Origin of the sequence: Cupriavidus sp. DB3 (assembly GCF_020418465.1) — a bacterium.
GTDB lineage: Bacteria > Pseudomonadota > Gammaproteobacteria > Burkholderiales > Burkholderiaceae > Cupriavidus > Cupriavidus cauae.
This window is the reverse complement of sequence record NZ_JAIZPL010000003.1, coordinates 1-25947: the sequence shown is the minus strand read 5'-3', so window position 1 is coordinate 25947 and position 25947 is coordinate 1. Positions and strand designations below refer to the sequence as shown.

Genomic DNA, 25947 nt, shown 5'->3' with positions numbered 1-25947 from the left:
GCTCATGCTCGTACTCATGCCGATACTCCGCGCGCCGCCAGCGCCAGACGCACATGCTCGCGATCGGAGAACGGCCGCTTGCGGCCCTGGATTTCCTGCGTGGCCTCGTGGCCCTTGCCGGCCACCAGCACCACGTCGTTCGCGCCGGCATGCTTGACCGCGTAGAGGATGGCCGCGGCGCGGTCCTCGATCTGGCGGCCGCGGCGGAAGTCCTGCATGCCGTCGGCGATTGCATCGAGGATCGCCTGCGGGTCCTCGCTGCGCGGGTTGTCGCTGGTCAGCACCACCTCGTCGGCCAGCCGTTCGGCCACCGCGCCCATCTGCGGACGCTTGCCCGGATCGCGATCGCCGCCGCAACCGAACACGCACCACAGCCGGCCCTGGCGCGCCGCGGCCACCGGACGCAGCGCGTCCAGCGTCTTCTCGAGCGCGTCGGGGGTATGCGCGTAGTCGACCACGGCCAGCGGCCCTTCGTGTCCGCCGAACAGCTCCATGCGGCCGTCGACCGGGCGCAGCGCGCGCAGCGCGGCCAGCGCCGCGTCCCAGGCGACGCCATTGGCCAGCGCCGCGCCCAGCACGGCCAGCAGATTGCTGACGTTGAATTCGCCGATCAGCGGCGTGGCGACCTCGGCGCTGCCGAAGCTGCCGTCGACCTTGAACACGGTGCCGGTCGGCGTGGCCTTCACGCCGGTGGCGCGCAGCCACGCCGCGCCGCCGCTGAAGCCGGTCGGGCCGGCGGGGCCGCCGATGCCGTATTCGATCACCTGCCGCGCCGCCATGCCGCCCGCCAGCAGGCGCCGGCCCATCGCGTCGTCGCGGTTGATCACCGCGGCCTGCAGCTTCGGCCAGTGGAACAGCAGCGTCTTGGCCGCCTCGTACTCGGCCATGCTGCCGTGGTAGTCGAGGTGGTCCTGGGTCAGGTTGGTCAGCACCGCGACCTGGAACGGCGTGCCGGCGACGCGGCCCTGCTCGAGGCCGTGCGAGGACACTTCCATCGCCACCGCGGCCGCGCCGGCGGCATGCAGCTCAGCCAGGCTGTCCTGCAGCTGCACCGCGTCGGGCGTGGTGAAGCCGGTGTGCTGCAGCGCGTCCGGAAAGCCGCTGCCGAGCGTGCCGATGGTCGCGCAGCGGGTACCGGTGGCCTGCAGCACGCGCGCGAGCCACTGGCTGCACGAGGTCTTGCCGTTGGTCCCCGTGATGCCGGTGATCGCCAGTCCGCGCGCCGCGTTGCCGTACCAGGCGGCGGCGATCGGCCCGGCCAGCCGCTCCAGCCCTTCGATCGGCAGGTGCGGCACGGCATCGCCATGCGGCCACTCGTAGCCGCGGCTCTCGTAGACCACCGCCGCGGCGCCGCGCGCGAGCGCCTCGCCGATATAGGGGCGGCCGTCGGTCGACAGGCGCTGGTTGCCCAGCACATAGGCGAAGAAGACATCGCCTTGGCGCAGCCGGCGCGTGTCGCCGGTCAGGCGGGCGGTATGGCCCGACTGCTGGCCGGCGTGCTGGCGCAACCAGGCCGCTGCCTTGGCAGCGGCCTGTTCGAGGGCGGCGTGCTTGCTGCGAGCGGTCATCGGGTGGTGCTCCCGGTTCCGCGGGCGGACAGGGCTTCGGGCGGCGCATCGGGCAGGGTCTCGGGCACGCTTTCGGTGACCACCAGCTGCCGGATCGGCGAATCGGGCTGGACGTTCAGCGCGCGCAGCGTGCCGCCGGTGATCGCGGCGAACACCGGGCCGGCGACGGCGCCGCCATAGTGGCTGCCCGAGGTCGGCTCGTCGACGCTGACGGCGACGATGATGCGCGGGTTCGACATCGGCGCCAGGCCGATGAACGAGGCGCGGTACTTGCTGCGGTCGTAGCCGCGGCCGACGTGCTTGTAGGCGGTGCCGGTCTTGCCGCCGACGCGGTAGCCCATGACCTGGGCCTGGGTCGCGGTGCCGCCGGGCGCCGTCACCATCTCGAGCATGCCTCGCACGTCGCGCGCGACCTGGGGCGAGATCACGCGCTCGCCGCTGGCCGGGCCGTCGGTGCGGAACATCGTGATCGGAATCAGCTCGCCGTCGTGGGCGAAGATCGTATAGGCGTGCGCCATCTGCATCAGCGACACCGACAGGCCGTAGCCGTACGACATGGTGGCCTGCTCGATCGGCCGCCAGCTCTTGTACGGGCGCACTCGGCCCGCGGCGGCGCCGGGGAAGCCGAGCTTGGGCGCCTGGCCCAGGCCCAGGCTGGTGAACATGTCCCACATTTCCTGCGGCTTCATCAGCATCGCCATCTTGATGGTGCCGATGTTGCTGGACTTCTGGATCACGCCGGCGACGGTCAGCGGACCGTAGTTGTGGGTGTCGGAGATGGTCGCGCGCTCGAAGGTGTAGCGGCCCTCGGTCTGGAACACCGTCGACGGCGTCACGCGCTTGAGCTGCAGCGCCAGCGCGGCGGTGATCGGCTTCATCATCGAGCCGGGCTCGAAGGTGTCGGTCAGCACGCGGTTGCGCAGCTGCTCGCCGGACAGGCGCGCGCGGTCGTTCGGGTTGTAGCTGGGCCAGTTGGCCAGCGCCAGCACCTCGCCGGTCTGCGCGTCGAGCACCACCGCGCTGGCGGCCTTGGCCTTGCTGCGCTCGGCCACCGCCTTGACCTCGTTGAAGGCCAGGTACTGGATCTTGGCGTCGATCGACAGCTGCAGGTCCTGGCCGTCGCGCGGGCTGCGCAGCACGCCGATGTCCTCGACCACGCGGCCGAGCCGGTCCTTGATGACCTGGCGCGCGCCCGCCTTGCCGGCCAGCACGCCTTCGCGCGCCAGCTCCATGCCTTCCTGGCCGCGGTCCTCGACGTTGGTGAAGCCGACGATATGCGCCATCGCCTCCCCTTCCGGGTAGAAGCGCTTGTACTCGCCGCTCTGGTGCACGCCGTCGATCTTCAGCGCCGCGATCTTCTCGGCCACGTCGGGCAGCACCTGCCGCTTCAGGTAGACGAAGCTCTTGTCCTCGGTCAGCTTCTTGCGCAGATCCTTCTCGGACATGTCGAGCAGCCTGGCGAGCTGGCGCAGCTTGCCGGCATCCAGGTTCGACGGCACGTCCTCGGGCACCGCCCAGATCGCCTTGACCGGCAGGCTGGTGGCCAGCACCAGGCCGTTGCGGTCGAGGATCTTGCCGCGCGTGGCCGGCAGCTCGAGCGTGCGCTGGAAGCGCTTCTTGCCCTCGGCTTCGTAGAACTGGTTGCCCGGGCCCTGGATCCACAGCGCGCGCACGGCCAGCGCGACGAAGGCCGTGAACATCAGGAACACCACCAGCTTGGAGCGCCACATCGGCAGGCGCAGGCCGAGCACCGGGCTGGCCGAGAACTGGCCGGAGCGCGGACGCGTGGCCGCGGGCCGCGCATTGCGCGGGCGGTGCAGGCTCGGGCGGGCCATCGTCATGGACGGGCCTCCGCGGCGTTGCGCTGCTGCGTTTCGGCACCGTTGGCACCGTTGGCACCATTGGCGCCATTGGCACCGGCGGCACCGTTGGCGCCCTCGCCTTCGGTGCGCGGCAGCACGATGCCCTGCAGGTATTGGGTACGACCGGGGCTGACCGGCGACATCTTCAATTGCGCGCGGGCCGCGTCGGCGATGCGCGCGCTCTTGGACAGCGCGCTCTGCTGGTATTGCAGCCGCGACCAGTCGGTCTCGAGCTGGCGCTCCTCGGACTGCGCGCGCTCGAGCGCGACGAACAGCGTGCGCGCCTCGTGCTGGGCGCTGACGAGCGACAGCGCGCACAGGATCAGCGCGCCGAGCAGGAAGAAGGTCAGGCGGTTCATGCGCGCGCCCCACCCTGCGGCGCGGCGGGCGCCAGTTTTTCAGCGACGCGCATCACGGCCGAGCGCGCGCGGGGGTTGTCGGCGGTTTCCCGGGCACCGGGCTTGACGCGGCCGAGCAGCTTCATCGTGGGCTGGGGCAGGTCGGCCGCGCGCAGCGGCGCGCGCCGCAGCGCCGGATCGGCGTCCTGCTGCGGGCGTGCGTGCGCCTGCATGAACCGCTTGACGATGCGGTCCTCCAGCGAATGAAAGCTGATCACCACCAGCCGTCCCCCTACCTCGAGCAGATCGTAGGCCGCGCTCAGACCGCTTTCGAGGTCCGCAAGCTCTTGATTGATGAAAATCCGTAGAGCCTGAAAGGTGCGGGTCGCAGGGTCCTGACCCTTCTCGCGTGTCTTGACGGCTTTCGCCACGAGCGCGGCAAGGTCGGCAGTAGTGGCGAGGCGTCCGCCATCGCCGGGTTCGCTCCGGCGAGCAACAATCGCCTTTGCAATCTGTACAGCAAACCGTTCTTCCCCATAGTCTCGTATCACCCTCGCGATGTCCTGCTCGTCGGCCTGCGCCAGCCACTCGGCGGCGGTGATGCCGCGCGTGGTGTCCATGCGCATGTCGAGCGGGCCCTCGAACCGAAACGAAAACCCCCTCGCTGCGTCGTCGATCTGGGGCGAGCTGATCCCCAGGTCGAGCAGCACGCCCGCGACCTTCGCGCCGGCCAGGCGCTCGCCCATGGCGGCGAAGCTCGCGTGCTCAATAGAGAAGCGGGCATCCTTGATGGTGCCCGCTTCTGCGATTGCTGCCGGATCCTTGTCGAAGGCGACCAGTGCCCCTTCGGGTCCCAGCCGCGCCAGCACGGCCCGGCTGTGCCCTCCCCTGCCGAAGGTGCCGTCCACGTAGACGCCGTCGGGCCGCCACACGAGCGCATCGACGGCTTCGTCCAGCAGCACGGTGCGATGGCGCAGGGGGGTGGGCCCCGGCGTACGGGTCGGTTCCATAACCACTTCAGAAAGAGAAGTTCTTCAATGCTTCAGGCATGCCCTGGGCCATCGCCTGCTGTTCCTTGGCGGCGTAGGTCGCGGCATCCCAGACCTCGAAATGGCTGCCCATGCCGAGCAGCATCACTTCCTTGTCCAGCATGGCGGCGCTGCGCAGCTCCGGCGCGATCAGCACGCGCCCGGCGCTGTCCATTTCGACGTCGGCGGCATTGCCCAGAAAAATGCGCTTCCACCAGTGCGCGTCCATCGGCAACGCCGCAATCCGTGTGCGAAAGGTTTCCCATTCCGGCCGGGGAAAGAGCAGCAGGCATCCATCCGGGTGCTTGGTCAGCGTCACCCGGCCCTCGGCCTGTTGTTGCAGCGCTTCCCGGTGCCGCGTCGGAATCGACATCCGACCCTTGGCATCGAGGGAGAGCGCCGATGCTCCCTGAAACAAGTTCACCCCCGTCCCGCGCCTGCCTTCGGCGGCTTGGCGTGGCGTTGACTGGTCCGCTTCGGCTAGTGCACATCATCCCACACCGAAGCCCTTTCCTCACACAAAAATACACTTCCTCACACTATTCCCCACTTTAGAGGAAGCCTATTGGCCGGTCAAGGCTCGTCAACGGTGCCGAAAAGGCGTTTTTCGGAATCAGAACAAAGACTTAGCGCAGGGCGAGCGCGCACCAGGAAGGTGAATTCCTAATGAAATGAAGGTCTTAGGGGAGAAAGCCGAGAAACCACCTGAGAACTACGCGGGGAGAAGTCGCTGGCGCAAGGAAATACCGCGGTCCCGAGCCCGGCCAAAGGATACAACGATTCGATGCGGAGAGCCGCTGGGGAGAGCCCGCGGCGGGCGCCGGACGACGCGGTCCGGCGCGCCGTGCGGGTCGCGACGGGACCGTCGGCTCCGCGTCAGGCCCGCTTCAGATCCGCTTCAGATCCGCTTCAGTCCGCTTCAGATCCGGTAAGCCGTGGTGGTCATCACGCGCGAGGCCGCGCGCATCGCCGCCCGCACCGGGGCGGGCAGCGTGATCCCGCCCGCTTCGCGCGCGCTGGCGCCATGGCGGGCCTCGTCGTCGCGCATCTGCTCGAGGATCGCGCGCGAGCGCGCATCGGCGGGAGGCAACTGCTCCAGATGGCCGGTCAGGTGCTGCTCGACCTGGCGCTCGGTCTCGGAAACGAAGCCCAGGCTCGCGCGATCGCCGGCGCGGCCGGCCAGCCAGCCGATGGCGAAGGCGCCGGCGTACCACAGCGGGTTCAGCAGGCTCGGCCGCGAGCCGAGCTCGCGCAGGCGCTCCGCGCACCAGCCGAGGTGATCCTCCTCCTCGCGCGCGGCGGCATCCATCTGCGCGCGCACCGCGCCGTCGCGCGCGGTCAGCTTCTGGGCCTGGTACAGCGCCTGGGCGCAGACCTCGCCGACATGGTTGACCCGCATCAGCCCGGCGACATGCCGGCGCTCGCCGGCGTCCAGTTGCGTATCGTCGTGCTCGCCCAGCGTCTCGGCCGGGCTGGGGCGCCCCGCACGGGTCGCGCCGGTGATGGCGCGCAGGGCGACGTCGAATTCGTGGATCAGCTTGTCCATGTCGGTACGGCGGTGGCGGCCGGCGTGACGGTGAAAGTGACGATGAGCCGCCTTGGGTCGGTTCGGGGAATTCCCGCATTGTACCGCCCCCGTTTCGGACCGCCCTCGCGGGGCGCCTTGCCAGTACTGGCCTGGGCTGGCGGGCTACTCCAAAACCCTGAGTTGTGAAAAGCCGACAATAGAACGACTGTGCGATTGTGCAAACAATGCCGTTTGTTACAGTACCCGACAACTTCTCGCGAAGTTGGGTGCGCAGACCATGGAGAGTTCAGGAGGCTGTCTCGCGCATCACACCAATAATTCTTACTACAGGAGATAAACCAGCATGAAGAAGTCGCTTCTTGCATTGGCCGCGCTCGGCGCTTTCGCCGGGACCGCTCAGGCCCAATCGAGCGTCACGCTTTACGGGGTGGTCGACGCCAACATCGAGTACGTCAGCAACATGTCCTCGACCGCGGCGGGCACGGCCGGATTCCCGGGCCGTGGAGAAAACAAGTTCGGGGTGACTTCCGGCGGCCTGTCCGGTTCGCGCTGGGGTCTGCGCGGCGTGGAAGATCTCGGCGGCGGCATGAAGGCGCTGTTCGTGCTGGAAAGCGGCTTCGGCGTGGATGACGGCCGCATGCAGCAGGGCGGCCGCCTGTTCGGCCGTCAGGCGTATGTCGGTATCGAGAGCAACCAGGTCGGCCGCATCACCTTCGGTCGCCAGTACACCTCGATGTTCGATGCATTCGCCAACTTCTCGCCGACCGGCTACGCGACGCAGTACGAACCGATCGCCTATCAGCTGGGTACCAACTTCCGCTCGGACAACACCGCCAAGTACACCGGCAAGTTCGGTCCGGTCACCGCCATCGCGCACTGGTCGTTCGGCAACGGCGTGGCCGGCGGCGGCGAAGTGCCGGGCCAGTTCCGCCGTGACACCGGCTACGGTGGTGCGGTGGCGTACGCGGCCGGTCCGCTGGGCGTGACCATCGCCTACGACCAGTCGAACCCGACGGTGGCCAACACCGGCGGCGACACCGCGACGTTCCGCAAGGCGGGTGCCGCGGCCAGCTACGCCTTCGGCCCGGCCAAGCTGATGGCAGGCTACCGCTGGGGCCAGAACAAGGCCCCGAACGACGCCACCATCTACCGCGACGACTACTACTGGGCCGGCGCCAACTACCAGGCCACCGCCGCGCTGGGCCTGACGCTGGCGTACTACTACGCCGACGTCAAGAACCTGAACGGCGTCAACGCACCGAACCCGTGGCAGGTCAGCTTCGTGGCGGACTACAACATCACCAAGCGGACCGACATCTACCTGACCGCCGCCTACACCAAGAACGCCGGCCTGAACTTCGACAGCGCCGTCATCAGCTTCGCCAACGGCTACCCGCTGGGCGCCGGCGAAGACAATATGGTCGGCGTGGGCATCGGTATCCGCCACAAGTTCTGAACGCGAGCACCGACGGCCGGCCGTGCGCCGGCCTGAAGCGCGTCTTCGAAAGGCACCTTCGGGTGCCTTTTTTATCGGCGCCGCCCGAGCCCCTGCCCGGGCTCCTGCCCGCGCCAAGCTAGGGCCAAGCTCGGCCCACCCCATGACGGCGCGCGGCGCCGCCATAGGGCTTCACCTCATCGGCATTGCCTCGTCGGCGCCACTAGAATGCAGCAGTCCCGGCGACCCGCCGGCCGTGCGAGCAGCAACGCGGCGACATCGCGGCAACACCGCAGCGATTGCGCAACGACAACGCAGCAACAACACACCGACAACACGACGCGCCTGCTCTTCCAACGGCGCGCAAGGAGACGACCGATGCAAGCCCCCCGCCGCCGCGCGCTGCGCCTGACCCTGGCCGCCACCCTGAGCGGGCTGGCCGGCCTCGCGTGGCTATCGTCCGCGCATGCCGCCGACCCGGCCGGCTATCCGGCCAAGCCGATCCGCATGGTGGTGCCCTTCGCCCCGGGCGGCACCACCGACATCCTGGCGCGCGCGGTCGCCGCGGAACTGTCGAAGCTGCCGGGCTGGAACGTGGTGGTCGACAACCGGCCCGGCGCGGGCGGCAACATCGGCGCCGAGATCGTCTCCAAGGCCGAGCCCGACGGCTACACGCTGCTGATGGGAACGGTCGGCACCCACGGTATCAACCAGTCGCTGTACAGCAAGCTGCCGTACGACCCGATCAAGGACTTCGCGCCGATCACCGAGGTCGCCGCGGTGCCGAACGTGCTGGTGCTGAACCCGGCCTTCGCGCAGCAGAACAAGATCAACAGCGTCAACGACCTGATCGCCTATGCGCGCGCCAATCCCGGCAAGCTGAACATGGCCTCGAGCGGCAACGGCACCTCGATCCATCTGGCCGGCGAACTGTTCAAGACGCAGACCCGCACCTTCATGGTCCACTTCCCGTACAAGGGCAGCGGCCCGGCGCTGACCGACCTGGCGGGCGGCACCATGCAGGTGATGTTCGACAACCTGCCTTCGTCGATGTCGCTGATCAAGGCCGGCAAGCTGAAGGCGCTGGCGGTGACCAGCGCCAAGCCGTCGCCTGCCCTGCCCGACCTGCCGACCATCGCGCAGGCGGCCAAGCTGCCCAACTACGAAGCCAGCTCGTGGTTCGGCCTGCTGGCGCCGGCCGGCACGCCGCCCGCGATCGTGTCGCGGATCCAGCAGGAAGTGGCCAAGGCGCTGGGGACGCCGGCGATGCGCGAGAAGCTGCAGGCGCAGGGCGCCGAGCCGGTAGGCAGCACGCCGCAGCAGTTCGCCCAGCATATCCGCGCCGAAACCGCCAAGTGGGCCAAGGTGGTCAAGGATTCGGGCGCGAAGGTCGACTGATCCGGCCCCTGGCGCGGCCGCCGCGGGAGCGCGCCTCGCGGCTGGCTTAGCGCATATACTTCAGGCGTCAACATTTTCCCTTGCCGCCTGCGATGCCGACTTCCGCCGCCGACGCCGCGTCCAACACGGTGCCAGTCGATCTCGAAACCCGCGCCGATGATGCCAGCCACGAGGCCCTGCGCCTGTGGCTGCGGCTGCTGACCTGCACCAACCTGGTCGAGGCCGATATCCGCGGCCGGCTGCGCGAGTCGTTCGGCTGCACGCTGCCGCGCTTCGACCTGATGGCCCAGCTCGAGCGCCATCCCGAGGGCCTGAAGATGGGCGAGCTGTCGCGCCGCATGATGGTGACCGGCGGCAACGTGACCGGCATCACCGATCAGCTGCAGCAGGAAGGGCTGGTTTCGCGCGAGCCGCTTGCCAACGACCGGCGCGCCTATCTGATCCGGCTCACGCCCGCCGGCCGCGCCGCCTTCACGCGCATGGCGCGCGCGCACGAGCAATGGGTCGAGCAATTGTTCGGCGGGCTGGCCGAAACCGAGCGGCGCGCGCTGTTCAAGCTGCTGGGCCGCCTCAAATCGACACTGGTGTCCGCATGAAATCCCTGATGACGCAACCGAGGCCGCAACCGAGGTCGCCAGCGCGGCCGCAAGCGCAAGCGTGGCGTGTATCCGGCCTGCCCGTGCGGGCCGCCGCGATGGCCGTCGCGGCCGCCACCGTGGCGGCACTGGCAGGCGGCTGCGCCAGTTCGCCGAGCGCGCCGCCGGCGCCGCAGATCACGCCGGTCAATGCCACCGTCAAGCTGGGGCGGATCGCCGAGAAACGCTTCGTCACGCGCGTCGACGTCGAACAGGCGCGCGGCTATTCCGGCTATGGGGTGGGAGTGGGCGCCGCCAGCGGCGGCGGCTGGCACGGCGGTGGCGTGGGCGTCGGCCTGGCCTTCGATCTCGGCCGGCTGCTCAATCGCCAGCCGGTGCAGCAGGTCGACATCTTCGCCTACGAGGTCAAGCTGAACGACGGCACCAATGCGACCATCAACGGCCCGGCCGCACCGGGCCTCGATGTCGGCAGCTGCGTGCGCGTGGTATACGCGGACGGACGGCGCGAGCCGGGGCTGGCGCCGTCCAACGAGTGCTGAGCCGGCGCCGGGCTGCCCGGCGCCGTGAAGGCGATCAGGCCGCCTTGCGCGAGTCGCGCAGCTCCCGCCGCAGGATCTTGCCGACGTTGGTCTTCGGCAGCTCGGTACGGAACTCGACGTACCTGGGTCGCTTGTAGCCCGTCAGCCGGTCCTTGCAGAACGCGATCACATCCTGCTCGGTCAGCGCCGGGTCCTTCTTGACCACGAACAGCTTGACCACCTCGCCCGAATGCTCGTCCGGCACGCCGACAGCCGCGACTTCCAGCACGCCCGGGCACTCCGCGACCACGCCCTCGATCTCGTTCGGGTACACGTTGAAGCCCGACACCAGGATCATGTCCTTCTTGCGGTCGACGATGCGGGTATAGCCGCGCTCGTCCATGATGCCGATGTCGCCCGTCTTGAAGAAGCCGTCCGGCGTCATGACCTTGGCGGTCTCGTCCGGCCGGTTCCAGTAGCCGGCCATCACCTGCGGCCCGCGCAGGCAGATCTCGCCTGGCTGGCCCAGCGGCACGTCGCGGCCGTCGTCGTCGCGGATCGCGATCTCGGTCGAAGGCAGCGGCAGGCCGATGGTGCCGGAGAAGGCGTCGCTGTCGGTCGGATTGCAGGTCGCCGACGGCGACGTCTCGGACAGGCCGTAGCCCTCGATGATCGGGCAGCCGGTCTTGGCGAGCCATTTCTTCGCGACCGCTTCCTGCACCGCCATGCCGCCGCCGTTGGCCACGCGCAGCCCCGAGAAATCGACCTTGTCGATGTCCGGGTGATTGATCAGCGCGTTGTACAGCGTGTTGACCGCCGGGAACATGTGGAAGCGGTACTTCTGCAACTCCTTGATGAAGCCCGGGATGTCGCGCGGATTCGGAATCAGCACGCTCAGGCCGCCGCTGCGCATGCCCAGCAGCGCGCAGACCGTCAGCGCGAAGATGTGATACAGCGGCAGCGCGGTGATGGTCACCACCTGGTCGATCGGCGCGCCCTTGGCCAGCGCGGGCTGCATCCACGCCTGCGACTGCAGCACGTTGGCGACCACGTTCCGGTGCAGCAGCACCGCACCCTTGGACACGCCGGTGGTGCCGCCGGTGTACTGCAGGAAGGCGATATCGTCCGGACCGGTGTCGACCGGCTTGCGCTGCAGCCGGCTGCCCTCGGCCAGCGCCGTGGGGAAGCGCACGCAGTTGGGCAGCTCCCACGCCGGCACCATCTTCTTGACGTTGCGCACGACGAAGTTGACGACGGCACCCTTGAGCCCGCCCAGCATGTCGCCCATGCTGGCGACCACCACATGCCGCACCGGCGTGGCGGACAACACCTGCTGCAGCGTGGCGGCGAAGTTCTCCAGGATCACGATCGCCTCGGCGCCGCTGTCCTTGAGCTGGTGCTCGAGCTCGCGCGGCGTGTACAGCGGATTGACGTTGACGACCACCATGCCCGCGCGCAGCACGCCGGCCAGCACGACCGGGTATTGCAGCACGTTCGGCATCATGATCGCGACCCGCGCCCCCGGCTTGAGACCGCGCGCCTGCAGCCAGGCGGCGAAGTGGCCGGACAGCTTGTCCAGCTCGGCATAGGTGATTGCCTTGTCCATGCAGACGAAGGCGCGCCGGTCCGCGTAGTCCCGAAAGGATTCCTCCAGCAGCTGGGCAAGCGACCGGTACTGGCTGGCGTCGATCTCGGCGGGTACGCCTGCCGGATAGTGTTTCAGCCACTGCTTTTCCATATGCCGTCTCCTGGTTTCTGAATGATCGTTCGATTTTTGCGACGCTAAACGGCGATGCTAAACGGCGGGCCCCCTTAAGACAACACCAGGACCACACGTTAGATGAAGTCCTCTGAACCGCTGCCAGTGTAAAGGCGCTCGATGGCGGAGTCGGTGCGCACGCAGGCGCGGGAATACCCTAGGACCCGCCGGGCGCGGCGATGGTTGCGCCCTTGCCGGCCGCACTGTGGGGTGCCGCGGCGTTGTCCACCGCAGCATGGTCCGCCGCAGCATGATCCGCCGCATCATGAGCCGCCGCAGCATGAGCCGCTGCATCATGAGCCGCCGCAGCGTTGCCGACCGGAGCGTTGCCCACCGCAGTACCGCCGGCGGCCGCGTTCATGGCCGCCGCGCCGGTCCCCGCCTCGTTCGGCGCCAGCGCCCGCAGCCGCGCCTTGCGCTGCTCGGGCTTGAGCTTGCCGATGCGCTCGGCCTCGGCATAGAAGGCCTTCCAGTCGCCGCCGCATTGATCGAGCAGCGCCAGGAACGCCGGCACCCATTGCTGATAGGTGGCCACCGCGGCCAGATGGGCATTGGTCAGCGGCTGCGAGAACCAGCGGTCGTAGCCGCTGTAGCCGCCCCACGACTCCTTCAGCGCCGCATAGCGCTGGCGCAGCGCGGCGAAGATCGCCGCCTTGCCGGCGCGCTTGGCGTTGTCGTCGATCGGCCGGCGGTACAGCGCGTCGAGCTCCGCGCGCGCCTGCAGCAGCATCGCGCGGAACTGCTGCCGGCGCGCGTCGTACTGCCGGTAGCTGGCGCGCGCGTCGGCCGATGCCTCGCGCGCCAGCCAGCGCTCGACGCCGGCGATCTCCACCGCGGAGGCGAACGACTCGTTGAAGGTGGTGTCGTTGCGCACGTAGACCACCTGGTGCGCCAGCTCGTGGAAGATCATCCGCGCCAGTTCGCCCTCGGGCAGATAGACGAAGGTGTTCAGCAGCGGATCGTCGAAATAGCCCAGCGTCGAATAGGCGGGCACGCCGGCCACATAGGTCTCCAGCCCCTGGCTGCGCAGCGCGGCGGCATAGCGGTGCGCGTCCTCGATCGCGTAGTAGCCGCGGTAGTTGATGCAGCCGACCACCAGGAAGCACCACTTGTGCAGCTCCATCGACAGCTCGGGCGTGGCGAACACGCTCCACACCACGTAGGGTCGATGCAGATTGGCGTAATGGCGGTAGCTGCCGTTGTCCGGCAGCGCCAGTTCGCGCGAGGCGAAATCGCGCATGCGCCCGGCCAGCGCGAGCCGGTCGGCCAGCCGCTTGTCGTTGCTGCCGTTGGCGTAGGCGATCGCGTCGGACAGCGGCGTGGCCTGGGCCATCACGCCCAGATGGCCGCTGATCGACTGCGCGTAGTAGCCGACGGCCTCGCAGCCGGCCAGCAGCGCGCCAAACGCGACGGCGGCCAGCGCGGCCGCCACGCGGACGCGAGCCGGCCGCCGTGCCATCACGTCACCGCCTGCGCGGCGGCCTCCACCTGCACCAGGCAGTCGTAGAAGACCGGCGCGCGGCCCATGTCGGTCAGGCGCTGGCTGGTCAGCTCGTTGGCGTTCTTGCCGTCCGGGGCCAGCTTCTTCCACCAGATCGACAGCCCGACCACCAGCCCCTGGCGCGCGCGGTCGGTGACGCGGGCGCGCGCCTGCATGCTGCCGCGGTCGTTGAAGGCCCGCACCATCATGCCGTCGACGATGCCGCGCGCGGCGGCGTCGTCGGGATGGATGTCCAGATGCGGCTCGCCCTCGGTGGCGCGCAGGCTGTCGACGTTGACGAAGGTGCTGTTGAGGAAATTGCGCGCCGGCGGCGAGATCATCGCCAGCGGATAGCGCGCCGCCAGCTCCGGCGCGCTGGCCGGCGCCTCGTACGGCGGCACGTAGCCGGGCAAGGGATCGAGGCCGTCCTTGACCATCTCGGCCGCGTAGAACTGGCACTTGCCGGTGGGGCTCGGGAAACCGCCCTCGGCAAACGGTGCCGCCGGCAGCTTCAGCTTCTGCCAGCCGCTTTCCTTCAGCGTCTGCCAGTCGATGCCCGCCGCGCGCGGATCGCCGCGCACGATGGCCTGCGCGGCGATGTCCTCGTCGCTGTCGGCAAAGCACGGCTCGGTAAAGCCCATGCGCCGCGCCAGCCGCCGGAAGATCTCGGTATTGGGCAGCGCCTCGCCAAGCGGCGCGATGGCCTGGTTGTTGGCGAGGAAATAAGTGTGGCCGTAGGCCTTGTGGATGTCGACGTGCTCGAGCTGGGTGGTGGCCGGGAGGATGATGTCGGCGTAATCCGCGGTATCGGTGCGGAAGTGCTCGAGCACCACGGTGAACAGGTCCTCGCGCGCGAAGCCCGCCGCCACCTTGCCCGAGTGCGGCGCGACCGCGACCGGGTTGCTGTTGTAGACGACGATCGCCTCGATCGGCGGCGTGCCGGCCGGCAGCCCTTCGCCGAGCAGCGCATCGCCGATCGTCGACATATTGATCGTGCGCGGCAGCCTGGGCCAGCTCGGCAGCAGGTCCGGGCGCTGCAGCGCGGCGTTGTCGATCGGGAAGAAGCCCGAGGTCGACAGCTGCAGCCCGCCGGCGGCGTGGCGCCACGCGCCCACCAGCGACGGCAGGCAGGCCACCGCGCGCACCGCCTGGCCGCCGCCGTGCGCCCGCTGCATGCCGTAGTTCAGGCGGATCGCCACCGGTTGCCGTTCGCGCACGGCCAGCTTGCCGTACAGGCCCGCCAGCCATTCGATCTCCTCGGCATCGATGCCGCAGATCTGCGCGGCGCGCGCGGGCGAGAACTGCGCCGCGCGGTCGCGCAGCGCGTCGAAGCCGACCGTATGCCGCGCGATGTAGTCGTGGTCGAGCAGATCGTCGCGGATCAGCACATGCATGATCGCCAGCGCCAGCGCGCCGTCGGTACCCGGCATCGGCGCGATATGCCGATGGCACTTCTCCGCCGTCAGCGAGCGGTACGGATCGATCGCCACCAGCGTCGCGCCGCGGCGCTTGGCCTGCTGCACGCGCGTCCAGAAGTGCAGGTTCGAGGCGATCGGATTGCCGCCCCAGATCACGATCAGCTTGGCGTCCTCGACATGTTCGATATCCATGCCGACGCTGGCGCCATAGGTGTAGCGCAGCGCGGTGGCGCCGGCGCTCGCGCAGATGGTGCGGTCGAGCAGCGAGGCGCCGAGCTTGTGGAAGAAGCGCGCGGCCATGCTTTCGCCCTGCACCAGCCCCATCGTGCCGGCATAGCTGTAGGGCACGATGGCCTGCGGATCGCGCGCGGCGATCGCGCCGAGCCGTTCGGCGACGATGTCGAGCGCCTCGTCCCAGCCGATCGGCGCGAATTGCCCGCTGCCCTTGGGGCCGACCCGCTTCATCGGGCTCAGCAGGCGATCGGGATGGTAGGTGCGCTCGGTATAACGCGACACCTTGGTGCACAGCACGCCCTGCGTGCCCGGGTGGTCCGGATCGCCCGCCACCTTGACGGCGCGGCCGTCCTCGACGGTGACGAGCAGCGCGCAGCTGTCGGGACAATCGTGCGGGCAGGCGGCGCGGACGATGCGGGTGGACATGGGTTCTCCGGGGGCGTTTTCCTTTGTGCCCGATTGTATTCGATCGCGCCAGGGCGGGCGGGGCCCGGCGCCCGCCGACGGCCAGGCCGACGACCCATCCACCGCGCCGCCGACCGGCCAACCGAGGCGCCGCCGACCGGCCCACCGAGGCCCCGCCGGTGCCTCACCGATGGCCCACGGACGGCCGCCTGACGGTGGCCCGATGGCCGTACGGCGAGCCGCTCAGCGCTGGTCGTTCAGATGGCAGGCCGACATCCGCAGCGGTGCGATCTCCTTCAGCGCGGGCGCCTCCTCGCGGCAACGCGGCATCGCGTACGGGCAGCGCGGATGGAAGTGGCAGCCCGACGGCGGATGCAGCGGCGACGGAATCTCGCCCTGGATCGCCACATAGGTCTTCTTGCCGACCTCCAGCTTGGGCGCCTCGGCCAGCAGCGCCTGCGTGTACGGATGGTTCGGCGCGGCGAACACCTGCTCGGTCGGCGCCGATTCGACCACGCGGCCCAGGTACATGATCACCACGCGGTCGCTGATGTGCTTGACCACGCCGAGATCGTGGCTGATGAACAGGTAGGTGAGGTTCAGTTCCTCGCGCAGCCGCATGAACAGGTTCAGCACCTGGGCCTGGATCGACACGTCTAGCGCCGCCACCGACTCGTCGCAGACCAGGAATTCCGGCCTGACCGCCAGCGCGCGCGCGATGCCGATGCGCGCGCGCTGGCCGCCGGAGAACTGGTGCGGAAAGCGCCGCAGGACGGTCGGGTCCATGCCGACCCGGGTCAGCATCTCCTCGACATAGGCCTTCTGGCCCGAGGCCGGCACGATGCCGTGCACCACCGGCGCCTCGCCGACAATATCCAGCACGCGCAGCCGCGGGTTCAGCGAGGCATACGGGTCCTGGAAGATCATCTGGATCGCCAGCTGCTTCTCGCGCTTCTTCTCGGCCGGCAGCTGCTCCAGGTCCACGCCCTTCCACAGCCGCGTGCCTTCGGTCAGCGTATGCAGGCCGACCGCCATCCGGCCCAGCGTCGACTTGCCGCAGCCCGATTCGCCGACCAGGCCGACCACCTCGCCGGCGCGGATGGCGAGGTCGACATGGTCGACCGCGTGCACCACTTCTTCCTTCGCATGCGCGCCGAACAGATTGGCGATGCGGGCGGCGGCGTCGAGCGACTTGACGAAGCGCTTGGAGACGCCGCGCAGCTCCAGCAGCGGCGTCTCGCTTGCCGCGGCCGGGGTCGTCGATGCCCCGGCGGCGGGCGCGTCGATCACGGACATATCGGTCATGCCGTTCATGCGGCCTCCTGGGTTTCGAGCACCGGATGGAAGCAGCGCAGGCGCCGTCCGTCGGGCGTGCTGCTCAGCGGCGGCTCGGTGCGGCAGATCTCGGTGGCGCGCGGGCAGCGCTCGCGGAAGGCGCAGCCGCCGGGCAGGTTCAGCAGCGACGGCGTCATGCCGGGGATCTGCCGCAGCGGCGTGCCGCGCGGATTGCGCGACGGCGCCGAGCCGATCAGCCCGTGCGTGTAGGGATGTTCGGGACGCTCGAGCACCTGCCGCACATCGCCGGCCTCGACGATCCTGCCGGCGTACATCACGCAGACGCTGTCGGCCAGGCCCGCGATCACCGACAGGTCGTGCGTGATCCAGATCAGCGCGGTGCCCGACTCGCGGCACAGCTTCTGCATCTCGTAGAGGATCTGGCCCTGGATCGTCACGTCGAGCGCGGTGGTCGGCTCGTCGGCGATGATCAGGTCCGGCTTGTTCAGCAGCGCGATGGCGATCGCCACGCGCTGGCGCATGCCGCCGGAGAACTGGTGCGGATAGGCCTGCAGCCGCTCGTCCGGCGACGGAATGCCGACCCGCGCCAGCGCATTGCGCGCGCGCTCGCGCGCCACGGCCTTGTCCACCTTCTCGTGCGCCAGCACCGCCTCGATCATCTGCGTATCGATGCGCAGCACCGGGTTCAGCGTCATCATCGGATCCTGGAAGATCATCGCGATGCGGTTGCCGCGCACGTTGCGCATCTGCGCCGGCGTCAGCCTGCGCAGGTCGCGCGTGACGCCGTCGCGGCTGGTCAGCTCGATGCGCCCGCCGACCACCTGCCCCGGCGGGTCGATCAGTCCCATGATCGAATAGCCGGTCATCGACTTGCCCGAGCCGGACTCGCCGACCAGGCCCATGATCTCGCCGCGGCCGATCGAGAAGGACACGCGATCGACCGCGCGCGCGACGCCGCCGCGCGTGAAGAAATGCGTCTCCAGGTCCTCGACCAGCAGTGTTGGTTTGCCGCTCATCCGGTATTCCCCTTGTGGCGTCGTCTCTTAAAGCGTCTGCAGGCGCGGGTTCAGGACGTCGCGCAGCTGGTCGGCGACCAGGTTCATCGCGACGATGGTGATCACCAGCGCAATGCCGGGGAAGAAGCTGATCCAGTACTTGCCGGACAGCATGTACTGCTGGCCGTTCGAGATCAGCGAACCGAGCGACGGCTCGGTGATCGGCACGCCCAGGCCGAGGAAGGACAGCGTGGCCTCCAGCGTGATCGCCGAGGCCACCTGCAGCGCGGCGATCACGATCAGCGGCGGCAGGCAGTTGGGCAGCAGGTGGCGGAACATGATGCGCCGCGCCGGCAGGCCCAGGCACGTGGCCGCCTCGATATATTCCTTGCGCCGCTCGACCAGCGCCGCGCTGCGCGTGGTGCGCGCGTAGTAGGCCCACTGCACCGCCACCAGCGCGATCACGATATTGCCGATGCCCGGACGCAGGAAGGCCAGCAGGATCAGCGCGAGCAGGATCGGCGGGAACGACAGCTGCAGATCGGCGACGCGCATGATCAGCGCCTCGACGCGTCCGCCGACGAAACCGGCAATCAACCCCAGCGTGGCGCCCAGCACCAGCGCGATCACCGTGCTGACCACGCCGACGCCGATGCTGATGCGCAGGCCGTACATCACCGCCGACAGGATGTCGCGGCCCTGCTCGTCCGAGCCCAGCAGGAAGGTCATGCCGTTGCCGGCCACCTCGCCCGGGGCCAGGCGCGCATCGAGCACGTCCAGCGTGGCGAGGTCGTAGGGATCCTGCGGCGCCAGCCACGGCGCGAAGATCGCGATCAGCACGATCGCGATCAGCACGGCCAGGCCCGCCACCGCGATCTTGCTCGAGAAGAACTGCCGGGCGAAGCGGCGCCATGGCGTGTCGACGGCCGCCGCGGCGGACGGCGTCGGCGTGCCGGTCGGGGTGCCCGGCGGGCCGGCGGGAATATCGGTGGTGGGAGCCGGCAGTCCGTCCGGCGTGCCCGGTTGCGTAGCGATGGTCATGGGATCAGCCCTTGTTGTCGGCGATGCGCACGCGCGGGTCGAGCACGCTGTAGATGATGTCGACCGCCAGGTTGATCAGGATGAACAGCGTCACGATCACCATCAGGTAGGCGACGATCACCGGCCGGTCCAGCAGCTGAATCGAATCGATGATCAGCTTGCCCATGCCGGGCCAGGCGAAGATCGTCTCGGTGACGATGGCGAAGGCGATGATCGAGCCGAACTGCAGCGCGATCACGGTGACGATCGGGATCAGGATGTTCTTGAGCACATGCACGCCGACGATGCGCGTGTTCGACAGGCCCTTGGCGCGCGCGAACTTGACGTAGTCCTGCAGCATCGCCTCCTGGGTGCCGGCGCGCGTCAGCCGGATCACCATCGCGATATTGAGCAGTGACAGCGTGACGGCCGGCAGCACCAGATGGCGGATGCCGTCGACGGTCAGGAAGCTGACCGGGATGCCGAGCACCGAGACGGTCTGTCCGCGCCCGTTCGACGGCAGCCAGCCGAGCTGCACCGCGAACACCATGATCAGCATCAGGCCGACCCAGAAGGTCGGCAGCGAGAAGCCCAGGATCGACACCGTCATGATCGACTTGCCGGCGATGCCGTTGGGCCGCAGGCCCGCCCACAGGCCCAGCGGGATGCCGAGCACGATCGCCAGCAGGATCGCGCAGATCGCCAGCTCCATGGTCGCCGGCATCCGCTCGAAGATCAGCTTCAGCGCCGGCGTGCCGTGCGCGAAAGAGATGCCGAGATTGCCCTGCAGCGCATTGGTCAGGAAGATCCAGTACTGCTCCCACAGGGGCTTGTCGAGGCCGAGCGCGGCGATGGTGCGCTTGATGTCTTCCTGATCGGCCTGCGGATTGATCAGGATGTCCACCGGATTGCCGATGGCGAACACACCGAGAAAGACCAGCAGCGACATGACGAAGAGCACGACCACGCTCTGCATCAGGCGCCGGATGATAAAGACCAGCATAGTCGGGACGCTTTTCCTTCGCCGCCGGCGCTGCGTACCGCGATGGCCCGCGCGAGGGGTCGCGCGAAGGCATGCGGCGGGACGCGGCACCGGCTGACGGCTATCGCCGCCCGATCATCGCCGGGCGGCCGTTTTCGTGGCGATCGGCGCATCGCCGGACCCGCGGGCGGCGGGGCCGGCTGCGCGGCGCGGGCCGGTTGGGCGCGCGGCGCCATTGGGCACCGCGCGCGCCGGGGCTGTCAAGTGAACAGCCTGCCGCCAGCGGTTACTGCTGCGGCTTGAAGTTGTGCGCGTAGGTCCGTTCGTCGGTCCGCGGCACGTAGGTGATGCCCTTCTGCGTGGCCCAGGTGGTCACCTGCTGATGGATCGGAATGATGCCGCCGTCGTTGATCGCGATCGCGGTCGCCTCCTGCAGCAGCTTCGAGCGCTGGGCGTCGTCGACGGTCGACAGCGCCTTCTCCAGTACCGCATCCATCTTCGGATTGCAGTACTCGCCCCAGTTGGTGGTGCCGAAGCCCTTCTTGGCATCCTCGCACGCCAGCAGCGCGCGCAGCGGCGAGCTGACCTCGCCCGTCTGCGCGCCCCAGCCGAGCAGGCCGAACGACCACTCGTGCTTGATGCCCTTGGACGAGTACGTCGCCATCGGCATGCCTTCGACCCGCGTGGCGATACCGATGCGCGTCAGGTTCTGCGCGACGGTCTGCGCGATCTTCTCGTCGTTGACGTAGCGGTTGTTCGGCGTATGCAGCGTCACGCCGAAGCCGTTCGGATAGCCGGCCTCGGCCAGCAGCTTCTTGGCGCCCTCGGGGTCATACTTGACCGTCTTCAGGTCCGGGTTATGCCCGAACAGCGTCGCCGGCACCAGGTTGTTGGTCGGCTCGGACAGGCCTTCCATCAGCCGGTCCTTGATGCCCTGCCGGTTGATGGCCATGCTGATGGCATTGCGCACGCGCGCGTCCTTCAGCGGGTTCTTGTCCATCGGCTGGCCGTCCTTGGTGGTGACGTACGGCGACTTGTCGCGCTTGGCATCGAAATACAGATAGATGACCCGGTGCGAGATCTTCGAGAAGAACGACAGCTTCGGATTCTTGCGCACTTGCGGCAGGTCCGGCGTCGGCACGTTCTCGATCGCCTGCACGTCGCCCGACAGCAGCGCGGCCAGGCGCGTGGCGGGGTTCGGGATGAAGCGCAGCGTCACCTTGTCCCAGGCGGGCTTCGGCCCCCAGTAGTCGGGGTTGCGCGTCAGTTCGACCCGGTCGTCGCGCGCGTAGCTGACGAACTTGAACGGACCGGTGCCGACCATGCCCTTGCCCTGGGCGAAATCGTCGGAGTTCAGGCCCTGCGTGGCCTTCTTCTGCACGATGAAGATCGAAGTCAGATCGTTCAGCACCAGCGGATAGGGCTGCGCGGTGATCAGCTGGATCGTGTTCGGATCGACGATCTTCTTGGCGACGATGGCCTTGGTGTAGACGTCGAACTTGCCGGGGCTGTTCTGGATTGTCGCCGGCCGGTCCAGCGACCACAGGATGTCCTCGGCGGTCAGCGGCGAGCCGTCATGGAACTTGACGCCCTTGCGGATCTTGAACTCCCACGTGGTCTCGTTGACCAGCTTCCACGACTCGGCCAGGCCCGGAATGATGCGGCTGTCCGCGTCCATCTTGATCAGGCTGTCGAAGATGTGCTCCGACACGTTGATGTTCGAGAACAGGTTGTAGAAGTGCGGGTCCATCGAGGTCGGCGGCGAGCTCATGGCCAGCTTGAAATCGGCTGCCAGTGCCTGACCGCCGGCGCCGAAGCTGATGGCTGCGGCGAGCAGGGCGGTTGCAAATGCCTTCTGGTGGTGGCGAAGCGGCATCGAGCGATTCTCCCGAAAAGTGGGGGCAACTATAACGAGCGGCCTGTGACCGTCGCAAGCTGCGACGCCGCAAATTGGTGCAGGCGTCGTGATACAAGCGGGGCCCGGCTCGCGGACGCGGTACGGCAAGCATTAACTGTTCCAGTAGAGAAGCACCGGCTGCAATGCGGGGAAACCCACCTCCGGGGATACCGCGCCGAATGACGGCGGCATATTCGACGGTATATTGGGCGGCATGTCGGGCGGCATGCTGGGGCCGCATGTAGGGGCCGTATGCCGGGCGGCGCGTTGGGCGGCATGTCGGGTGCCATTGGGCGGGTTATCGGGGAAACCTCGCGCCGTGATGGTTTTGGCGCATTCGGGCCCGGCGTCGTATGATCCGGATATTTCACCCCTGCTGTTTTCCCCAATCCGGTTTTGCCAGCCGGGGTTTTTCCGCCCTGGTTTTCAACCCTCTGGTTTATCACCGCTTACCGCTCTTGCCACGGCCATGACACTGATCCCCGAAATCCTCCAGGCGCAAGACGAGATCCGTTCGATCCGCCGCGACATCCACGCTCATCCGGAACTGCGATTCGAGGAGCAGCGCACTGCCGACGTGGTCGCGCGCACGCTCGCCGACTGGGGCATCGAGGTGCACCGCGGCCTGGGCAAGACGGGCCTCGTCGGCGTGATCCGCAACGGCAGCAGCACGCGCAGCATCGGCCTGCGCGCCGACATGGACGCGCTGCCGCTGCAGGAGGCCAATACCTTCGGCCACCGCTCGCAGCACGACGGCAAGATGCACGCGTGCGGCCACGACGGCCATACCGCGATGCTGCTCGGCGCGGCCCGTTACCTGGCACGGCACCGCAACTTCGACGGCACCGTCCACCTGATCTTCCAGCCGGCCGAGGAAGGCGGCGGCGGCGCGCGCGAGATGATCCGCGACGGGCTGTTCGAGCGTTTCCCGTGCGACGCCGTGTTCGGCATGCACAACTGGCCCGGCATGCCGGCCGGTTCGTTCGGCACCTGCCCCGGACCGCTGATGGCGTCGAGCAACGAGTTCCGCATCGTCGTGCGCGGCAAGGGCGCGCATGCGGCGATGCCGCATAACGGCAACGATCCGGTCTTCACCGCGGCGCAGATCGTCGGCGCGCTGCAGGGCATCATCACCCGCAACAAGCGGCCGATCGATGCGGCGGTGATCTCGGTCACGCAGTTCCACGCCGGCGACGCGACCAATATCGTGCCCAACGAGGCCTGGATCGGCGGCACCGTGCGCACCTTCACGTTGCCGGTACTCGACCTGATCGAGCGCCGCATGGAAGAGGTGGCGCGCGCGGTCGCCACGGCCTTCGACTGCACCATCGAATTCAGCTTCGACCGCAACTATCCGCCGACCGTCAACAGCGCCGCCGAAGCGGCCTTCGCGGTCGAAGTCGCGCGCGAGCTGGTCGGCGTCGACAACGTCGATCCGAATATCGAACCGACCATGGGCGCCGAGGACTTTTCCTTCATGCTGCTCGAGCGGCCGGGCTGCTATCTGTTCATCGGCAACGGCGAAGGCGGGCACCGCGAGGCGGGCCACGGCATTGGACCGTGCATGCTGCACAACCCCAGCTACGACTTCAACGACGAGATCCTGCCGGTCGGCTCGACCTTCTTCGTCAAGCTGGTCGAGAAATGGCTGGCGCCGGCGTGAATGGTGCGAGCGGCGTGAACGGCGTGAATGGCATGAATGGGACGGATGGGTCGGCTAGCGTGAGCGGCGCGGGCGGGACGGATGCCGGCGATATGGCCGGCACGTCCACGGTCCGGCCGGCGCTGCCGGCGCTCGATCTCGCGACCGCCAGCGCCTTCGCGCAGGTCGCGCTCGAGAACATCCTGCGGCCCTACCCCTACCGGATCGACCACATGATGACGGGCGCCGGCGACCTGGCCGAGCCGCGCGCGTTGCATCCCGTCTATTTCGGCAGCTACGACTGGCACTCGAGCGTGCATATGCACTGGCTGCTGGTCCGGCTGCTGGCGCACCGGCCCGACCTGCCCGAAGCGGGCGCGATCCGCGCGACGCTCGACATCCAGTGGCGGCCCGAAGCGGTCCAAGCCGAGCTGGCGTATTTCCAGCGGCCAGGCTCGGGCACGTTCGAGCGTCCCTATGGCTGGGCCTGGATCCTGCGCCTGCAGGCGGAACTGCGCCAGTTTCCGGGCGACGACGAACAGGTACAGCGCTGGGCGCGCGCCTGCGAACCGCTGGCGACGTATCTCGCCGGACGGCTGAGCGACTATCTCGATATCGCCGATTTTCCGATCCGCACCGGCACGCATGCCAACAGCGCCTTCGCGCTGGTGCTGGCCGACGGCTATGCCCGCGCGGACAGCCATCCGGCGCTGCGCCGCGCGATCGCGCGACGGGCGCATCGCTGGTTTGGCCACGATCAGCGCTACCCGGCTCGCTACGAGCCCGGCGGCGACGAGTTCCTGTCAGGCGGCCTGATGGAGGCGGTGCTGATGCGCAGCGTGCTGGACGACTGCGCGTTCGCGGAATGGTGGGAGATGTTTGCACCTGCACCGACCGACCTGGCGACGTGGCTGACGCCGGTGGTGGTTGGCGATCGCACCGATCCGAAGCTCGTGCATCTGGACGGGCTGAACCTGTCGCGCGCCTGGTGCTGGCGCCTGCTCGGACCGTCGCTGCCGGAACCGTTGCGGGCGAAGGCGGCGGGTGCGTGGGTCGATCATCTGGACGCGTCGCTGGCGCAGGCGGTCAGCGGCGACTATGTCGGGACGCACTGGCTGGCATCGTTCGCGGCGCTGGCATTGACCGATCCCGTGGTCCCCTGATTTCGCCACGGACGCTCGCGCTGCAGGGCTCCCGCCGCTGCGGGCCTCCGCCGCGCGGGACTCGCGCACGCTAGTCCAGCGCGATGTCGCCATACCAGGCTTCCGCCTGGCTCCTGGTGTTGTCGGTGTCGGTCATGATGCCGACGGCCAGCAGCCGGCCCGGCTCCTTGCCGAAGGCGGCGCGATAGTCCGCCCGCAGATCGCGCTCGTGGCAACGCCATTGCCTGGCGTGCCGAGTGCCTGAATCCACCACGATCATGCGGACCCGCTCGGTGTGCGGGTTCGGTATGACCGTCCCTTCCGGACGTTTGGCGCCCCAGATGTACATCAGGGTTGCGTAGGGCATCTCGCGGCCGGTCATCAGCCGCGCCATTTCGTCCATCAGATGATCTTTCAGCGACAGCGTGCTCTTGTCCCCGTCGAAGGCAACGAACACCCGTAGCGGTGCATCCTCGCGGGGTCCGCTGGCGTTGTCGCCGTCGGCGATGACGTCGCGCGTCTTCCAGGCCCAGCGCAGCTTGCCTGGCTCCCGCGGCTTCAGAGGAACATAGAGGCCCGAAGCGGAACCATCCGCGCGGGCATGCAGCACGACGCGCTGGTCGACTTCGGTCAGTGCGTATTGCGTGGGGGTCTTGCTGCGGTTGACGGTCCAGCTGTGCCAGCCCGCCGGCAATGCCTGCTCTGGGCCAAATGTCGAAAATAGCGGAAGTTGCTGCAACGGCATCGGCTCGGCGGCTTCTTGCCCGCTTTGGTCGCCAACTTTCTGGAGCTGGGCCGGGTAGTCGGAGCGCTGCGATGTCTCGTTCCGCAGCGATTTGGCAGTCGAGGCAGCCAGCCGCTGGTGGAACTTGCGGCAATCCATCGGCGAGATCCTGGCCACCTTGGGAGCCTTCGATGCGGATGCCTCGGCGTCGGGAGACGACGATGGGGATGTCGCGCATCCGGCCAATGTCGCCGCAGCCGTCAGGAAAACGCCTGCAAACAGGGGCCTGCGCAGGCCCATGCCGATGAATCCGGCCATGTTTGCGGCCATACCTTCCCCCGGACTTCCCGATTGCCCGCCCCTGGTTGGGCCGTGGCTTGATTGCGTGACGATGGCACCGCGATGCTCACAAGTGGGGCAAGCGCCGGCGCCGAGCGACACCATAACAGAGCCGATGCGGAGCGAGAACCGGTGACTTCACGCACGAGGGCGATCTGTTGTATTCCGTCTGCGTGGCGCGGTTTCCGGTGCCGTTTTCATTTTTGGGGCTTTCCGCCGCCGCAAAGCAAAACACCCCAGACCTTGGGAGATCTGGGGTGTCTTGGGGATGGAGAGCCTGGCGATGACCTACTTTCACACGGGTAGTCCGCACTATCATCGGCGCGAAGTCGTTTCACGGTCC

21 protein-coding genes are annotated in these 25947 nt (G+C 68.4%); 6 read left to right on the top strand and 15 right to left on the bottom strand.

The window, feature by feature from the left end:
* Positions 1-14: 14 nt before the first annotated feature.
* From K7G19_RS09770 to coq7, 6 genes are all read right to left on the bottom strand, one after another.
* Positions 15-1568 carry a UDP-N-acetylmuramoyl-L-alanyl-D-glutamate--2,6-diaminopimelate ligase gene (locus tag K7G19_RS09770; RefSeq protein WP_149316565.1) on the bottom strand — a complete coding sequence of 518 codons (1554 nt, stop codon included), beginning with the start codon at positions 1566-1568 and terminating at the stop codon, positions 15-17.
* Positions 1565-3409, bottom strand: coding sequence for a penicillin-binding protein 2 (locus tag K7G19_RS09765; RefSeq protein WP_149316564.1), 1845 nt, complete (start codon positions 3407-3409; stop codon positions 1565-1567). The genes K7G19_RS09770 and K7G19_RS09765 overlap by 4 nt, the downstream gene beginning before the upstream one ends.
* Positions 3406-3789 (bottom strand): cell division protein FtsL, encoded by a 384-nt coding sequence (gene ftsL, locus K7G19_RS09760; protein WP_149316563.1) that lies wholly within the window; start codon positions 3787-3789, stop codon positions 3406-3408. Before ftsL ends, K7G19_RS09765 begins: the two co-directional genes overlap by 4 nt.
* A complete protein-coding gene (rsmH, locus tag K7G19_RS09755) occupies positions 3786-4778 on the bottom strand; it encodes a 16S rRNA (cytosine(1402)-N(4))-methyltransferase RsmH (RefSeq protein WP_149316562.1) in 993 nt (330 codons plus the stop codon). The genes ftsL and rsmH overlap by 4 nt, the downstream gene beginning before the upstream one ends.
* Positions 4779-4785: 7 nt before the next feature.
* Complete coding sequence (gene mraZ / locus K7G19_RS09750) at positions 4786-5214, bottom strand: division/cell wall cluster transcriptional repressor MraZ (protein WP_006577764.1); 429 nt, start codon at positions 5212-5214, stop codon at positions 4786-4788.
* A 501-nt stretch (positions 5215-5715) separates the two neighbouring features.
* Positions 5716-6342 carry a 2-polyprenyl-3-methyl-6-methoxy-1,4-benzoquinone monooxygenase gene (coq7, locus tag K7G19_RS09745; RefSeq protein ID WP_149316561.1) on the bottom strand — a complete coding sequence of 209 codons (627 nt, stop codon included), beginning with the start codon at positions 6340-6342 and terminating at the stop codon, positions 5716-5718.
* A gap of 325 nt (positions 6343-6667) precedes the next feature.
* Between coq7 and K7G19_RS09740 the strand changes: the two genes are divergently transcribed.
* From K7G19_RS09740 to K7G19_RS09725, 4 genes are all read left to right on the top strand, one after another.
* A complete protein-coding gene (locus tag K7G19_RS09740; protein ID WP_149316560.1) occupies positions 6668-7780 on the top strand; it encodes a porin in 1113 nt (370 codons plus the stop codon).
* A 357-nt stretch (positions 7781-8137) separates the two neighbouring features.
* Positions 8138-9157 carry a tripartite tricarboxylate transporter substrate binding protein gene (locus K7G19_RS09735; protein ID WP_149316559.1) on the top strand — a complete coding sequence of 340 codons (1020 nt, stop codon included), beginning with the start codon at positions 8138-8140 and terminating at the stop codon, positions 9155-9157.
* Positions 9158-9249: 92 nt separating this feature from the next.
* Positions 9250-9753: a MarR family winged helix-turn-helix transcriptional regulator gene (locus tag K7G19_RS09730; protein WP_150082096.1), complete on the top strand. Its 504-nt coding sequence runs from the start codon at positions 9250-9252 to the stop codon at positions 9751-9753.
* Positions 9754-9851: 98 nt separating this feature from the next.
* Positions 9852-10292: a hypothetical protein gene (locus K7G19_RS09725; RefSeq protein WP_149316557.1), complete on the top strand. Its 441-nt coding sequence runs from the start codon at positions 9852-9854 to the stop codon at positions 10290-10292.
* Positions 10293-10326: 34 nt separating this feature from the next.
* On the opposite strand, the gene K7G19_RS09720 is transcribed toward K7G19_RS09725, so the two are convergent.
* The 8 genes from K7G19_RS09720 to K7G19_RS09685 form a co-directional block, all read right to left on the bottom strand.
* The gene (locus K7G19_RS09720; protein WP_149316556.1) at positions 10327-12009 is read right to left on the bottom strand and encodes a long-chain fatty acid--CoA ligase; all 1683 of its coding nucleotides are present in this window, start codon (positions 12007-12009) and stop codon (positions 10327-10329) included.
* A gap of 178 nt (positions 12010-12187) precedes the next feature.
* Positions 12188-13489 (bottom strand): aminopeptidase, encoded by a 1302-nt coding sequence (locus K7G19_RS09715; RefSeq protein ID WP_226107084.1) that lies wholly within the window; start codon positions 13487-13489, stop codon positions 12188-12190.
* On the bottom strand, positions 13489-15588 hold the full coding sequence (locus tag K7G19_RS09710) for a molybdopterin-dependent oxidoreductase (RefSeq protein ID WP_150082092.1): 2100 nt from the start codon (positions 15586-15588) through the stop codon (positions 13489-13491). The genes K7G19_RS09715 and K7G19_RS09710 overlap by 1 nt, the downstream gene beginning before the upstream one ends.
* Before the next feature lie 222 nt (positions 15589-15810).
* Positions 15811-16872, bottom strand: coding sequence for an ABC transporter ATP-binding protein (locus K7G19_RS09705; protein WP_149317069.1), 1062 nt, complete (start codon positions 16870-16872; stop codon positions 15811-15813).
* A 5-nt stretch (positions 16873-16877) separates the two neighbouring features.
* The gene (locus K7G19_RS09700; protein ID WP_150082090.1) at positions 16878-17879 is read right to left on the bottom strand and encodes an ABC transporter ATP-binding protein; all 1002 of its coding nucleotides are present in this window, start codon (positions 17877-17879) and stop codon (positions 16878-16880) included.
* 27 nt (positions 17880-17906) lie between these two features.
* On the bottom strand, positions 17907-18899 hold the full coding sequence (locus tag K7G19_RS09695; RefSeq protein ID WP_223819430.1) for an ABC transporter permease: 993 nt from the start codon (positions 18897-18899) through the stop codon (positions 17907-17909).
* Positions 18900-18903: 4 nt separating this feature from the next.
* Positions 18904-19881: an ABC transporter permease gene (locus K7G19_RS09690; RefSeq protein WP_149316552.1), complete on the bottom strand. Its 978-nt coding sequence runs from the start codon at positions 19879-19881 to the stop codon at positions 18904-18906.
* A gap of 265 nt (positions 19882-20146) precedes the next feature.
* The gene (locus K7G19_RS09685; RefSeq protein ID WP_149316551.1) at positions 20147-21736 is read right to left on the bottom strand and encodes an ABC transporter substrate-binding protein; all 1590 of its coding nucleotides are present in this window, start codon (positions 21734-21736) and stop codon (positions 20147-20149) included.
* A gap of 490 nt (positions 21737-22226) precedes the next feature.
* Between K7G19_RS09685 and K7G19_RS09680 the strand changes: the two genes are divergently transcribed.
* Positions 22227-23420: a M20 aminoacylase family protein gene (locus tag K7G19_RS09680; protein ID WP_150082087.1), complete on the top strand. Its 1194-nt coding sequence runs from the start codon at positions 22227-22229 to the stop codon at positions 23418-23420.
* A 92-nt stretch (positions 23421-23512) separates the two neighbouring features.
* Entirely contained in the window at positions 23513-24562 is a 1050-nt protein-coding gene (locus tag K7G19_RS09675; protein ID WP_226107082.1) for a DUF2891 domain-containing protein, read from the top strand.
* A gap of 70 nt (positions 24563-24632) precedes the next feature.
* On the opposite strand, the gene K7G19_RS09670 is transcribed toward K7G19_RS09675, so the two are convergent.
* Positions 24633-25583, bottom strand: coding sequence for a DUF3047 domain-containing protein (locus K7G19_RS09670; protein WP_223819429.1), 951 nt, complete (start codon positions 25581-25583; stop codon positions 24633-24635).
* Between the last annotated feature and the right edge of the window lie 364 nt (positions 25584-25947).

Coding starts and splice junctions, on each gene's coding strand:
- K7G19_RS09770 (WP_149316565.1), bottom strand. CDS start 1,568: ATGACCGCTCGCAGCAAGCACGCCGCCCTCGAACAGGCCGCTGCCAAG.
- K7G19_RS09765 (WP_149316564.1), bottom strand. CDS start 3,409: ATGACGATGGCCCGCCCGAGCCTGCACCGCCCGCGCAATGCGCGGCCC.
- ftsL (WP_149316563.1), bottom strand. CDS start 3,789: ATGAACCGCCTGACCTTCTTCCTGCTCGGCGCGCTGATCCTGTGCGCG.
- rsmH (WP_149316562.1), bottom strand. CDS start 4,778: ATGGAACCGACCCGTACGCCGGGGCCCACCCCCCTGCGCCATCGCACC.
- coq7 (WP_149316561.1), bottom strand. CDS start 6,342: ATGGACAAGCTGATCCACGAATTCGACGTCGCCCTGCGCGCCATCACC.
- K7G19_RS09740 (WP_149316560.1), top strand. CDS start 6,668: ATGAAGAAGTCGCTTCTTGCATTGGCCGCGCTCGGCGCTTTCGCCGGG.
- K7G19_RS09735 (WP_149316559.1), top strand. CDS start 8,138: ATGCAAGCCCCCCGCCGCCGCGCGCTGCGCCTGACCCTGGCCGCCACC.
- K7G19_RS09730 (WP_150082096.1), top strand. CDS start 9,250: ATGCCGACTTCCGCCGCCGACGCCGCGTCCAACACGGTGCCAGTCGAT.
- K7G19_RS09725 (WP_149316557.1), top strand. CDS start 9,852: ATGGCCGTCGCGGCCGCCACCGTGGCGGCACTGGCAGGCGGCTGCGCC.
- K7G19_RS09720 (WP_149316556.1), bottom strand. CDS start 12,009: ATGGAAAAGCAGTGGCTGAAACACTATCCGGCAGGCGTACCCGCCGAG.
- K7G19_RS09715 (WP_226107084.1), bottom strand. CDS start 13,489: ATGGCACGGCGGCCGGCTCGCGTCCGCGTGGCGGCCGCGCTGGCCGCC.
- K7G19_RS09710 (WP_150082092.1), bottom strand. CDS start 15,588: ATGTCCACCCGCATCGTCCGCGCCGCCTGCCCGCACGATTGTCCCGAC.
- K7G19_RS09705 (WP_149317069.1), bottom strand. CDS start 16,872: ATGACCGATATGTCCGTGATCGACGCGCCCGCCGCCGGGGCATCGACG.
- K7G19_RS09700 (WP_150082090.1), bottom strand. CDS start 17,879: ATGAGCGGCAAACCAACACTGCTGGTCGAGGACCTGGAGACGCATTTC.
- K7G19_RS09695 (WP_223819430.1), bottom strand. CDS start 18,899: ATGACCATCGCTACGCAACCGGGCACGCCGGACGGACTGCCGGCTCCC.
- K7G19_RS09690 (WP_149316552.1), bottom strand. CDS start 19,881: ATGCTGGTCTTTATCATCCGGCGCCTGATGCAGAGCGTGGTCGTGCTC.
- K7G19_RS09685 (WP_149316551.1), bottom strand. CDS start 21,736: ATGCCGCTTCGCCACCACCAGAAGGCATTTGCAACCGCCCTGCTCGCC.
- K7G19_RS09680 (WP_150082087.1), top strand. CDS start 22,227: ATGACACTGATCCCCGAAATCCTCCAGGCGCAAGACGAGATCCGTTCG.
- K7G19_RS09675 (WP_226107082.1), top strand. CDS start 23,513: ATGGCCGGCACGTCCACGGTCCGGCCGGCGCTGCCGGCGCTCGATCTC.
- K7G19_RS09670 (WP_223819429.1), bottom strand. CDS start 25,583: ATGGCCGGATTCATCGGCATGGGCCTGCGCAGGCCCCTGTTTGCAGGC.